We start from the raw sequence: 14168 nt of genomic DNA on the forward strand, positions 1-14168 counted from the left end.
CCCCCATCGCATCATCAGCGCCGTCGAGTCAGCAGGGAGCGACACCGACCGTGGACACATCCGTCGAGCAGATCGTCGAGGCGCTGCGCGAGGCCATGCTCGAGAACGAGCGGCTGCGCCGGCACAACGACCGGATCTCCGAAGCCGCGCACGAGCCCGTCGCCGTCGTCGCCATGAGCTGCCGTTACCCCGGCGGCGTCAGCACACCCGAACAGCTGTGGCAGCTGGTCGACGCCGGAACGGACGCCGTGGGCGACTTCCCCGCCGACCGCGACTGGGACGTCGACGCCATCTACGACCCCGACCCCGACGCTCCCGGCCGCACCCATGTGCGCGAGGGCGGATTCCTCCACGACGCGCCGCGGTTCGACCCGGGGTTCTTCGGTATCAGCCCGCGCGAGGCCGTCGCCATGGACCCGCAGCAGCGGCTGCTGCTGGAGACCGCCTGGGAGGCGTTCGAACGCGCCGGCATCGACCCGCACACCCTGCGCGGCAGCCGCACCGGCATCTACGCCGGTGTCATGTACCACGACTACGGCAGCTGGCTCACGGACGTCCCCGAAGGCGTCGAGGGTTACCTCGGCAACGGCAACCTCGGCAGCGTCGCCTCCGGCCGCGTGTCCTACACCCTCGGGCTGGAGGGCCCGGCCGTCACCATCGACACCGCCTGCTCCTCCTCGCTGGTCGCCCTCCACCTGGCCGTGCAGGCCCTGCGCACCGGTGAGTGCGGCCTCGCCCTGGCCGGCGGGGTGACCGTCATGTCCACCCCCGACACCTTCATCGACTTCTCCCGCCAGCGCGGCCTCGCCCTGGACGGCCGCTGCAAGTCGTTCGCGGAGGGCGCGGACGGCACCGGCTGGGGCGAGGGCGTGGGCATGCTGCTGCTTGAACGGCTGAGCGACGCCCGCCGCAACGGCCACAAGGTGCTCGCCGTCGTGCGGGGCACCGCCGTCAATCAGGACGGCGCCTCCAACGGCCTGACCGCCCCCAACGGCCCCTCCCAGCAACGCGTCATCCGCGCCGCCCTCGCCGACGCACGCCTGGAACCCCGCCAGGTCCACGCCGTGGAGGCACACGGAACCGGCACCCCGCTCGGTGACCCGATCGAGGCCCAGGCACTCCTGGCCACCTACGGCCAGGACCGCGAGGAGCCGCTGTGGCTGGGCTCGGTGAAGTCCAACATCGGGCACACCCAGGCCGCCGCCGGAGTCGCCGGAGTCATCAAGATGGTGATGGCCATGCGCCACGGCCGGCTGCCCCGGACCCTGCACGCCGGACGGCCCACCTCCCAGGTCGACTGGGAGGCCGGCGCCGTCGAGCTGCTCGCCGAGCCGCGCGAGTGGCCCGCCCGCGGGGAGGTCCGCCGCGCCGCCGTGTCCTCCTTCGGGATCAGCGGCACCAACGCCCATGTCATCGTCGAGGCGGCCCCCGACCCCGAGCCGCGCGACGAGGAGCCCGTCTGGGACCGCCCCCTGCCCCTGGTGCTGTCCGCCCGTGACGAGCCCGGACTCGCCGCCCAGGCCCGCCGCCTCCTGGACCACCTGGAGACCGGCACCGATCCCGTGCCCGACGTCGCCCACACCCTGGCCACCACCCGCGCGGCCCTGGACCGGCGGGCCGTCGTCGTCGGCGCGGACCTGGCCGCCGTGACCGCCGGCCTCACCGCCCTGGCCGAGAGCGACCCGGCGTCCGGCGTGGTGCGCGGCGCACCGGCGGGGGAGTCCCGCATCGCGTTCGTCTTCCCCGGACAGGGCTCCCAGTGGGCGGGCATGGCAGCCGGCCTGCTGGACGCCTCCGAGGTGTTCGCCGCCACCATGACCGAATGCGCGGAGGCCCTCGCGCCCTTCGTGGACTGGGATCTCCTCGCGACCGTGCGCGAACGCCGCCCGCTGGAAAGGGTGGACGTCGTACAGCCCGCTCTGTGGGCGATCATGGTGTCGCTCGCCGAGGTGTGGCGCGCGCACGGAGTGCGTCCCGCCGCCGTCATCGGCCACTCCCAGGGCGAGATCGCCGCCGCCTGCGTGGCCGGGGCGCTCAGCCTGTCCGACGGCGCCCGTGTCGTGGCCCTGCGCAGCCAGGCCATCGCCGAGGCGCTCTCCGGCCGCGGCGGGATGATGTCGGTGGCCCTGCCCGAGTCCCGGGCTCGTGAACTCGTCGCCGCCCACGACGGGCGGGTCGCCGTGGCCGCGGTCAACGGCGCCTCCTCCGTGGTGCTCTCCGGGGACGCGGACGCCCTCGACGCCCTGCGCGAGACGATCGTCGCGGACGGCGGACGCGCCAAACGGCTGCCCGTGGACTACGCCTCGCACAGTGCCCACGTCGAGTCGATCCGCGAACGCCTCCTCACCGACCTCGCGGACGTACGGGCGCGAGCCGCCGACGTGCCCTTCTACTCCACCGTCACCGACAGCGTGCTGGACACCACCACGCTGGACGCCGGCTACTGGTACACCAACCTGCGCCAGAGCGTCCTGTTCGAGCCGACCACCCGGACCCTGCTGGCCGCCGGCTACGGGGTGTTCGTCGAGTGCAGCCCGCATCCGGTCCTGCTCAACAGCATCGAGGAGACCGCCGACGCCGCCGACGCGGCCGTCACCGGTCTCGGCTCGCTGCGCCGCGACGACGGAGGTGCCGAACGTCTGCTCACCTCGCTGGGCGAGGCGTTCGCGGCCGGCGTCCCGGTCGACTGGTCCCCGGTGTTCGCCGGGATGCCGGTGCGGACCGCCGACCTGCCCACCTACGCCTTCCAGCGTGAACGCTACTGGCTCGGCCGGTCCGCGGCCGCCGGCGACGTCACCGCCGCAGGCCTCCGGAGCGCCGGCCACCCGCTGCTCGGCGCGGCCGTCCCGGTCGCCGGCGGCGGCACCCTGTTCACCGGCCGGCTCTCGCTGTCCACCACGCCCTGGCTGGCCGACCACGCGGTCTCCGGCACCACCCTGCTGCCCGGCACCGCGCTGGTGGAGCTGGCACTGAGCGCCGGCCACGGCCTCGGCTGCGGACACGTCACCGAACTCACCCTGCAGGCCCCCCTGCTGCTGCCCGAGCGGGGCGCCGTCCAGCTCCAGCTGCACGTGGCCGCCGCCGACGGCCAGGGACACCGCGCGGTGACCGTCCACTCCCGCCCCGAGAGCGCCGACGAGGCGGCCTGGACCCTCAACGCCTCGGGCCTGCTCGCACCGCAGTCCGCACCGCCCGCCTTCGACCTCGCGGCGTGGCCGCCCCCCGGCGCCGAACCGGTTCCGGTGGACGACGCCTACACCGAGCTGGCGGCCATCGGTTACGACTACGGGCCGGCCTTCCAGGGCCTGCGCGCGGCCTGGCGGCGCGGCGACGAGACGTACGCAGAGGTCGAACTGTCCGCCGAAGCAAGCGGCTTCGGGCTCCACCCGGCGCTCTTCGACGCCGCCCTGCACGCCGACGGCCTCGGCGCGCACGGTCAGGACACGGCGCGGCTGCCCTTCGCCTGGACCGGCGTGTCGCTGTACGCGGCCGGGGCCACCGCCCTGCGGGTCCGCCTCCGCGGCGGTGACACGCTCTCCCTGGAACTGGCCGACCCCACCGGTGCCCCGGTCGCCGCCGTCGAGGCCCTGGTCTCCCGCCCGGTCGACGGCGGGGCACTGGCCTCCCAGGTCCGCGCCGACGACCTGTACCGGCTGGACTGGCCCGTCGTGCCCGTACCGGATGCCGTGGCCCCCGCCCACGCCGTCCTGGCGGAGGGCGGCGCGGCCGCGCTCGCACCGCTGCCCGACTGGGCGGTCCTGCCGGTGGCCGGCGGCGGCGATCCCGCGGCCTCGGTGCGCGAGGCGACCGGACGGGTCCTGACCGCGCTGCACGACTGGCTGGCGGACGACCGGACGGCCACCGCCCGGCTGCTGGTCCTCACCACGGGCGCGGTCACCACCGGCGAGGAGGGCTCCGTCGACCTGGCGGGCGCCGCCGTGTGGGGTCTCGTCCGCGCCGCCCAGGGCGAACACCCCGACCGCATAGTCCTCGTGGACACAGCCCCCGGGACGGCGGACGACGACGACCGGATCGCCGCCGCCGTACGCGCCGCCGCCGCGAGCGGCGAACCGCAACTGGCCCTGCGCGGCGACACCGTCCGGGTGCCCCGGCTGGCCCGCGCCGTCGTAGGCGGGAGCGCCGCCCCGCTCGACCCCGACGGCACCGTACTGATCACCGGCGGCACCGGCGTGCTCGGCGCAGTGGTCGCCCGGCACCTCGCCACCGGACACGGCGTGCGCCGCCTGGTCCTGGCCGGGCGCAGCGGCACCTCCGCGGACGACTTCGCCGACCTCGCCGAGTCCGGCGTCCAGGTCGTCCTCGCCCGCTGCGACGCCGCCGAGCGCGACGAACTTGCCGCACTCCTGGCCGAGATACCCGCGGCGCACCCCCTGACCGCCGTGGTGCACCTCGCCGGCGTCCTCGACGACGGGCTGGTCACCGACCAGACCGCCGAGCGCCTGGACGCCGTGCTGCGGCCCAAGGCGGACGCCGCCTGGAACCTGCACGAGCTCACCCGGGACATGGACCTCGCGGCGTTCGTGCTGTTCTCCTCGGCCGCCGGAACCGTCGACGGTGCGGGACAGTCCGGATACGCCGCCGCCAACGCGTTCCTCGACGCCCTCGCCGCGCACCGAGGCTCCCTGGGGCTGCGGGCGCTCTCCCTGGCCTGGGGCTTCTGGGAACAGCGCACCGGCATGACCGCCCACCTCACCGACGCCGACGTCGAGCGCATGGCGCGCGCGGGAGTCCGGCCCCTGCCCACCGAGGAGGGACTGCGGCTGCTCGACACCGCGCTCGCCGCCGACGAGCGGCTGCTGCTGCCCATCGGCCTGGACCTGCGTGCCCTGCGCGGTGCCGACGGTGTCCCGGCCCTGCTGCGCGGTCTGGTGCCCGCTCCCGCCCGCCGGACCGCCGCCACCCGGGCCGCCGGGTCCTCGCTCGCCGACCGGCTGGCCGCCCTGGGCGCAGCCGAACGGGACGCGGAGCTGATGGAACTGATCCGAACCCAGGTGGCCGCCGTCCTCGGCCACGGTGCGGACATGGTGCTCGACCCGCGCCGCTCCTTCCGCGAGGCCGGGTTCGACTCGCTGACCGCGGTCGAACTGCGCAACCGTCTGGGCGTCGCCGTCGGCCTGCGGCTGCCCGCCACCCTCGTCTTCGACCACCCCGACGCCGACGCCCTGGTGAGGTATCTGAGGACGGAGCTCCTCGGCGCCGACGCCGGGGACGCCCCCGGGGCCGTGGCACCGGAGACGGGATTCGCGGCGGACGAGCCCGTGGCCATCGTCGGAATGGCCTGCCGCTACCCCGGCGGTGTCACCACCCCCGAGGAGTTCTGGCGGCTGCTGGCCGACGGCGGAGACGGCATCGGCGACTTCCCGGACGACCGGGGCTGGGACCTGGACACCCTGTACGACCCGGAGCCCGGAAAGCCCGGCCACTGCAGCACGCGCTCGGGCGGATTCCTCTACGACGCCGCCGAATTCGACCACGACTTCTTCGGCATCGGCCCCCGTGAGGCGCTCGCCATGGACCCGCAGCAGCGGTTGCTGCTGGAGACCTCCTGGGAGGCCCTGGAACGCGCCGGCATCGATCCGCACAGCGTGCGCGGCAGCCGCACCGGGGTGTTCGCGGGCGTCATGTACCACGACTACGGCAGCCGGCTGCGCGACGTCCCCGAGGCCGTCCGCGACTACCTCGGCAACGGAAGCCTCGCCAGCGTCGTCTCGGGCCGGGTCGCCTACGCGCTCGGTCTGGAGGGTCCTGCCCTCACCGTCGACACCGCGTGCTCCTCGTCCCTGGTGGCGCTGCACCTGGCCGCGCAGGCGCTTCGGCGGGGCGAGTGCACCCTGGCGATGGCCGGCGGCGTCTCCGTGATGTCGACCGTCGACACGTTCGTCGACTTCAGCAGGCAGCGCAACCTCGCCGCGGACGGCCGGGTCAAGTCGTTCGCCGACGAGGCGGACGGCACGGCTCTGTCCGAGGGCGCCGGTGTGCTGGTGTTGGAGCGGTTGTCGGATGCGCGGCGGTCGGGGCATCGGGTGTTGGCGGTGGTGCGGGGTAGTGCGGTGAATCAGGATGGTGCGTCGAATGGTCTGACGGCTCCTAATGGTCCGTCGCAGCAGCGGGTGTTGCGGCAGGCGTTGGTGTCGGCGGGGGTGTCGGCGGTTGATGTGGATGTGGTGGAGGCGCATGGTACGGGGACGGAGTTGGGGGATCCGATCGAGGCGCAGGCGTTGTTGGCTGCGTATGGTCAGGATCGTCCGGAGGGGCGTCCGTTGTGGTTGGGGTCGGTGAAGTCGAACATCGGTCATACGCAGGCGGCTGCGGGTGTGGCGGGTGTGATGAAGATGGTGTTGGCGTTGGGGGAGGGGGTGTTGCCCCGGACGTTGCATGTGGGTGAGCCGTCGCGGAAGGTGGAGTGGGGTGCGGGTCGGGTCCGGTTGCTGGAGGAGGAGCGTCCGTGGGTGCGGGGTGAGCGGGTCCGTCGTGCGGGGGTGTCGTCGTTCGGGATCAGTGGGACCAACGCGCATGTGATCCTGGAGGAGGCGCCCGACGAGGACGCCTCCCCCCACACCGAGGCCGGGATCCAGGCCCCCCTGATGCCCGTGGTCCTCTCCGGCGCCACCCCCGGGGCACTGGCCGGCCAGGCCGGCCGGCTGCGCGCAGTCGCCGACGAGCGGATCACCGACATCGTCCACTCGCTGGCCACGGGCCGAGCCGGCCTCACCCACCGGGGCGCGGTCGTCGCCCGTGACCGGGACGAACTGCTGGCAGGCCTGACCGCGCTGGCCGACGGTGCCACCGGCGACACCGTCGTGCGCGGGCGGCCTGTCGCCGGCCGCACCGCCTTCCTGTTCACCGGGCAGGGCGCCCAGCGCCCCGGCATGGGCCGGGGCCTGTACGACGCCCACCCCGGCTTCCGGCGGGCCCTGGACGAGGTGTGCGAGGCGCTGGACACCCACCTGGACCGCCCGCTGCGCGAGGTCATGTGGGCCGAACCGGGTACCGACGCCGCTGAGTCGCTCGATGACACGCTCTACGCCCAGAGCGCCCTGTTCGCGGTGGAGACGGCCCTGTACCGACTCCTGGAGTCCTACGGCGTCCGCCCCGACCGGCTGGCCGGCCACTCCATCGGCGAACTGACCGCCGCCCACGTCGCCGGCGTATGGGACCTCGCGGACGCGGCCCGGCTGGTCACCGCGCGCGGCCGGCTCATGCAGGCCCTGCCCGAGGGCGGCGCCATGCTCGCCGTGGACGCGACCGAGGACGAGGTGCTGCCGTACCTCGGCCCCGACGTCGCCCTGGCCGCCGTCAACGGCCCGCGCGCGGTCGTGGTATCCGGTACGCGGGCGGCGGTGGACGCGGTCGCCGCCGCCTTCGCCGACCGCCGTACCAAGCGGCTCCGGGTCAGCCACGCCTTCCACTCGCCCCTGATGGACCCGATGCTGGCCGAGTTCGAGAAGGCCGCTCGCGAACTGAGCTACGCCGCGCCCACGATTCCCGTGGTCTCAGACGTCACCGGCACGTACGCAGCCGAAGAGGACCTGCGCTCGCCCGAGTACTGGGTGCGCCACGTGCGGGAGGCGGTCCGCTTCGGGGACGTGATCCGCGCCCTGGAGGACGACGGCGTCCGCACCTTCCTCGAACTCGGCCCCGACGCGGTCCTTTCGGCCATGGGCACGCACGCCCTCGCCGACCCGGAGCGGTCGGTGTTCGTGCCGGCCCTGCGCCGTGAGCGCGACGAGGAGGTGACACTCGCCGGGCTCGTCGCCGCCGCCCACGTCCGTGGCCTGCCCATCGACTGGCAGGGAGTTCACGCCGGCACCGACGCACGGCGCGTCGACCTGCCGACGTACGCCTTCCAGCGGCAGCGGCTCTGGCTGGACGACGGGCCCGGGGCGGTCACCGACGCCGGCGGGCTCGGCCAGTCGCCTGCCGGGCACCCGATGCTCGGCGCCGCCCTCACCCTGGCCGCCGCCGACACCGTCGCGCTGACCGGCCGCCTCTCCCTGACCACCCACCCCTGGCTGGCCGACCACGCCGTCGCGGGAGTCGTCCTGGTCCCCGGCAGCGCCTTCGTGGAACTCGCCCTCCAGGCCGGCGACCGCGCGGGCTGCCCGCACGTGGAGGAACTCACCCTGGAACGGCCACTGGTACTTCCCCAACACGGTTCCGTGCACCTCCAGGTGACCGCCGCGGCTCCCGACGCCGACGGACGCAGGCAACTGGCCGTCCACGCCCGGCCCGAGGGCACCGACGGTGACTGGACCCGGCACGCCACCGGCGTCCTCGCCCCGCGGACCGCTCCCGAACCGGCCACCGTCGCCGTGTGGCCGCCCGAGGGCGCCGTCCCCGTCGAGGTGAGCGGCCTGTACGGCCACCTCGCCGAGCAGGGGTACGGCTACGGCCCGCTGTTCCGCTGCCTGCGCGCCGCCTGGCGGCTCGGGGACGAGGTCTTCGCCGAACTCGCCCTCCCCGACGCCGACGCCGCCGACGGCTTCGGACTGCACCCGGCGCTCCTCGACTCCGCGCTGCACGCCATCGACCTGCTCGACGGACAGGACCCGACCGTCATGACCCTGCCCTTCGCCTGGGAGGGCGTCACCCTGCACGCAACCGGCGCCACGGCCCTGCGGCTGCGGCTCACCCCGCACGGCACCGACCACATGGCCCTGGGCCTGTACGACGCCTCGGGCGCACCGGTCGCCGAGGCGGCGTCGCTGCGCATCCGCCAGGTGACGGCCGAGCAGCTGAACGCCGCGGCGCCTGCCCCCGGTGACCTGTACGCGCTGCGCTGGACCCCGGTGAACCTGACCACCGGCGGGGCGGAGGCCGAGCCGCGCGTCCTGACCGTGACCCTGGACGACGTCCCGGACGGCGATCTGCCGGCCCGGGCCCGCGAAACCGCCGTGCGCACCCTCGCCGCGCTCCAGGAACACCTGGCCGAGCCGGCGGACGGCAGCCGCCTGGTCGTCGTCACCCGGTCCGCGGTGGCCGTCGACGGGCCGCCGGACCCGGCCCAGGCCGTCGTCTGGGGCATGGTGCGGTCCGCCGCCGTCGAGCACCCCGGCCGGTTCGTGCTGGCCGACACCGACGGCGACGCCGCCTCGGCCGCGGTCCTGCCGGCCGCCGTCGCGACCGGAGCGCCCGAACTCGCCCTGCGGGGCGGCAGGGTGTACACACCGGTGCTGACCCGGGCCGGCGGGCCCAGTACCACGCCGTCCGTCCCGCTGAACCCGGAGGGCACGGTTCTCATCACGGGCGGCACCGGCAGCCTCGGACGTCTGCTCGCCCGGCACCTGGCCGAGCACCACGGTGTCCGGCACCTGCTGCTGGCCGGCCGCGGCGGCCGGACACCTGACGTGGAAGGCTACGAGGAGCCCGTCGCCCCCGGCGCGCGGATCAGGGTCGCCGCCTGCGACACCACCGACCGTGCCGCGCTGGCCGAACTGCTGGCCTCCGTGCCGGAAGCCCATCCGCTGACCGCCGTCGTGCACGCCGCCGGCGTCCTGGACGACGGTCTGCTCACCGACCTCACCGCCGCGCGTACAGAGGCGGTGATGCGGCCCAAGACCGATGCCGCCTGGCACCTGCACGAACTCACCCGCGACCTGGACCTGGCCGCCTTCGTCCTCTTCTCCTCCGCCGCGGGCACCCTGGGAGCGGCCGGGCAGGCCAACTACGCGGCGGGCAACGCCTTCCTCGACGCCCTCGCCGCCCGGCGGCGGGCGGAGGGACTGCCAGCCCTGTCACTGGGCTGGGGACTGTGGGACACCGGTGACGGCATGGCGTCCGGGCTCGGCGAGGCCGAGATGCGCCGGCTGGCCCGCGACGGCATCCTGCCGTTGCCCGCCGACCGGGCGCTCTCCCTGTTCGACCGGGCCCTGACCACCGAAGGGCCGACGCTCCTGCCGATGCGCGTCCAGGTCACGGAGGAAGCCCCGGCCCTCGTCCGCGCACTGGCACCGACGGCGCCGGCCCGCCGGGCAGCCCGGTCGGCGGAGGCCGGGACCGCCCCGAAGGCGGTGGAGCCGTTGTCACAGCGGCTGGCCGCGCTCGGCTCCGTGGACGGCAGGAGGCTGCTGGTCGACATGGTGTGCGGCCACGTGGCCGACGTCCTCGGACACGGCTCCGGCAGTTCCGTCGACCCCGAACGCCCCCTGGGCGAACTCGGCGTGGACTCGCTCGCCGCGCTGGAGCTGCGCAACCGCCTCGCCACCGAGACCGGGCTGCGGCTGTCCACCACGCTCACCTTCGACTACCCGACCTCCGAGGCCCTCGCCCAGCACCTGTTCGAGGAACTGGGCGGCGGCGGGGCCGACGGGGAGCTCGTCGACGTCGAGGCCGAGGTGATACGCCTGGAGGCGCTCCTGGGTGCCGCGCTGGGCTCGGCCGAGCTCGACGACGAGCGGCGTGCCCGGGTGGCCGCGCGCCTCAGGGCCCTGACCGCCGGCTGGGACGGTTCGGCGCAGTGGGGGGAACCCGGAACGGCCGACGACGCCGGGGAGAAGGGGCTGGAGGCCGCCACGGCCGACGAGCTCTTCGGCATCCTCGACGACGAACTCGGCAGCTTCAGCTGACCGGGACGACATGTGGGACGGGTGGAGCCCGGGGCGCGGTGCGCCCGGGGCCTCACCCGTCCGTCTCGGATCCCGCTCGGATCCCGGGCCACCGGGGAGCGGTCCGGCGGGAATCCGTGAGCCGTGCCCCGTGTGAACGGCCGCGAACGGTGAGCCCGGCCGAACTGCCGGGGAGCCGCGCGGCCGATGCCGGCGACTCGGGGCCGGAGAGCTGAACGGCCCCCTCCTGAGCCCCTGGGGACTCGCGAAGAGGGCCGTGCGGTGCGGGAGACGCCGGAGCCCGTCGTCACGGGACCCGGAAGGGACCCGGTCGGGGCCTGAGGTCAGCCCGCGGAGGAGTGGGTAGCAGCCCAGCTGTCGGAGAGTTTCGGGATGCGGTGCTCCAGCATCTTCGGCGGCAGCTCGGACCGGCTTGCCACGTTCAGCTTGCGGTAGACCCTGGTGAGGTGCTGCTCCACCGTGCTGATGGTGACGTGCAGCCGGCCACTGATCTCGCGGTTGGTGTACCCCAGCGCGGCCATGCCCGCGACCCGGCACTCCGCGTCGCTCAGAATGGGAGGGCCCTCGGTCTCGGCCCCCTCGGACTGCCTGGGATCCTCCAGCAGGTGCGCGTCGACCGGCGATTCGACGCTGCACGCGGCCGCCTCACGGGCCGCTTGCCGGGCGACCAGCCGGGCACGGGCGTACTCGCCCAGTTCGTAGTGGGCCGCGGAAAGGTCGGCATAGGCCTGGGAAAGGGTGTGCTGGTCGCCGCAGAGCTTGAGCAGATCGATCGCCTCACGCAGCAGCGAGGCCCGGCGGTGGGGCTTGCTGGTGGCCGCCAGCATCCGCAACGCCATCGCCCGCGCGCGGGAACTGTGACCGCCGGGCAGCCGCAGCTGCTCCTCGGCACACTCCCGGGCGGTGCGGGCCTTGCCGATCCGTAAGTTGGCCAGGGCCAGGTCGGACCGCCAGGGGATGCCCTTCTGCAGGCTGCTGTTCCCCTGCCGCATCAGGAGGCTGCACATCTCGAAGTCGTTCAGCGCGGCGAACGGCCGGTCGGTGGCGAGGTAGTGGTGTCCCCGGGCACGCAAGTACTGGATGCCGAAGACGGTGCGGAACATCGGCTCGGGGACGTCCCGCTTGAGCACCCGCTCGGCCTCGTCGTAAGCGCCCATGGCGGTGTGGGCGAAGATCGCCGTCGACAGGGGGAGCCCGGCGAGGACTCCCCAGCTCCCGTCGTGCAGGCTGCTCAGCGCCGTGTCGGCGCCCTCGGCGGCCTTCGTCATGTCCCCGCGCAGCAGCGCGATCTCCGCCCGTACGCTGCCGAGCAGCGCCTGCCATGTGGTCGCCCGGCGCTCGACCGCGGACTCCAGCAGGGCGTCGCACGCTTCGGCGGCGACCGCGGGGCGGTCGGCGTGGGCGATCGCGAGGAGCGCCATCGCCACCAGTTCCAGGTTGAGGTGGTCGAGTTTGCGGCCCTGAAGGGCCTGGGCGACGGCCGCCGCCGAATCGTCCGTGGCGACACCGCCGACCAGTACGGCCACCTGCGCGGCCAGTCCGCCGGCGAGATCGGCGGGAACTCGCCGGTGCTGGTCGGCACCGGTGCCCGACGGGCTCCTGGCGGGCAGGGCGACACCGTAGAACCACTGCCGTACGAACTCGACCTCGCCGAGGACCTTGGCGTCCTCGGGGGAGTGCGCGGGCACCAGTGTGGCCACGGTCTCTGCGGCCAGTTCGGTGTCGCCCTGCCACAGCATGTGGCGCAGGACCGTGGCGGTGTCGCGCATGCTCAGCGCACCGTCCAGAGCGGGCCGGCGCAGCGGCTCCAGGTGGGCGCCCGCCGCGGCGGGGTTGACGCGCCACTCCGCCCGGGCGAGGGCGGCCGACAAGGCGTTGCGCTCATGAGGGTCGGTGCAGTCGCGCAACGTCAGATTCAGGTAACTGCTGCACGACTCCACGTCGTCCGCGGCCAGGGACTGCTCGGCGGCGGCGCGCAGCACGCCCGGACCCCACTGGGGCGGAACCCGGTCCGCGGCGCGCAGGTGCCGGGCCATCTCGCCGACGGGCGCGCCGCAGCGGTACAGCAGGTCGGCGATGCGTTCGTGCAGCGCGGCGCGCGCGGTGGCCTCCATGTCGTCGAGCACCGCGGTCGCCGCGGCCGGAAGCCGGAAGGCGATACCGTCGAGCAGTCCTACGGAGTTGAGGGCCTCGACGGCCTCCTCGACACCGGTGATCGTGGTGTCGGCCAGCTCGCCCAGGGTGCAGGGTGAAGCCGCCGCGCCGAGGGCGGCGAGCGCCCGGATCACCCGTATATGGCGCGGCTCACCGCGGTGCACGAGTGCCAGCACCGCCTGGCGGTACGCGGTGCTGGCGACGGGCCGGTCGATGTTGCGGCCGAAGCGGGTGCTGTCGTCCAGCAGGGCGTGCACCAGCAGAGGGTTGCCGCCCGTGGCCCGGTGGAAGGCGGGGCCCGCCCCGGCCGGCAGGGCGGCTCCGGACTGTGCGCTGAGCAGTTCGCCGACACCCCGCTCCGACAGGGGACCGAGACGGGCCCGGCGGTGCGGCCGGCGGATCAGCTCGGCGTGGGCGGCCGAACGGCCTGTGCCGGGATGGCCGGACGTGGCGCACACCACGAGGACGGGGCGGAAGCGGCTCCTGTCCAGCAGATGGACGAGGGCGCTCAGCGAGGCCTCGTCCATGAGATGGGCGTCGTCCACGGCCACCACCAGGGGGCTCTCGCCGTCCGCGAGCCGCAGCAGCACCTCTGTCGTTCCCGGCTCCGGAACGTCGAATTCCGTTCCGACTCGTCGGTCCGAATGCCGGGAGAGTGTCTCCGTGCGTCCACCTGCAGGTCGTGCGCTGTTCAGCGAAACAGGCTGCACCTCGCCATTGCGCAGTAATTGCCTGAGGAGACTCATCGGCCGGTCGCGCTCGGCCGGGTGCGCCGTGCCCTGGAGTATGCGTGAGCCCGATCGGTCCGGAGCGGCCAGGAATTCATGCAGGAGCTGTGTCTTCCCGGAACCGGGGTCGCCCGTGACTATCACCAGCCGCCCGGATCTTCGGGTGCATTCGGTAAACGACTCGTTAAGTATCTGTAATTCCTTGGAGCGGTCGAAAAGGCGCATGGTGTCCCCCCTGTGTCGAGTAACGCCCGTGGATTCGCGCCCGTCTGGGGTGAAACGCTGTTGTGCGGGGCCGGTCCGAGCCCTTTGTTCGCCTGAGCCATGCCGTCGAGGTTCGCCACCGCGTCGCTGGGGTGACGGTCCGTCGATGTCGCGTCCAATCTTACGACGTCTCTGAATAACCTACGGCGGTTCCGAATCTGGGCGCAGCAAGAAAGCGTCAGTCGTTTGTGTGGTGCGATTCGATCAGTTCGGCGGTCTTTCCGGAGGGACAGAAAAGAACTGCACGATCAAGCAAATAGCGAGGCTATAGGGCGTTATCGACGTTGTCAACCAGGCCCTTCCGGAAGTTACTTCCCGTTCATGATGCCTGCCGAGGCGGCTTTCCCGGGTCGCTGATTTACCGGGAAGTAATGAAAGGAATCGGGCGGCGACACGCGTGATTCCGGTCATGTTTTCCCTGCCGCGCCGCCCGTTC

At 73.8% G+C, this 14168-nt stretch carries 2 protein-coding genes; one reads left to right on the forward strand and one right to left on the reverse strand.

The window, feature by feature from the left end; all coding sequences use genetic code 11:
• Window positions 1–50 precede the first annotated feature (50 nt).
• Window positions 51–10586, forward strand: coding sequence for a type I polyketide synthase (locus tag HED23_RS12395; protein WP_203183461.1), 10536 nt, complete (start codon window positions 51–53; stop codon window positions 10584–10586).
• Window positions 10587–10909: 323 nt separating this feature from the next.
• Here HED23_RS12395 and HED23_RS12400 read toward each other — a convergent pair whose 3' ends face one another.
• Complete coding sequence (locus HED23_RS12400; RefSeq protein WP_203183462.1) at window positions 10910–13693, reverse strand: helix-turn-helix transcriptional regulator; 2784 nt, start codon at window positions 13691–13693, stop codon at window positions 10910–10912.
• Window positions 13694–14168 lie beyond the last annotated feature (475 nt).

It is taken from the genome of Streptomyces pratensis (assembly GCF_016804005.1).
In the GTDB taxonomy this organism is placed as follows: domain Bacteria; phylum Actinomycetota; class Actinomycetes; order Streptomycetales; family Streptomycetaceae; genus Streptomyces; species Streptomyces pratensis_A.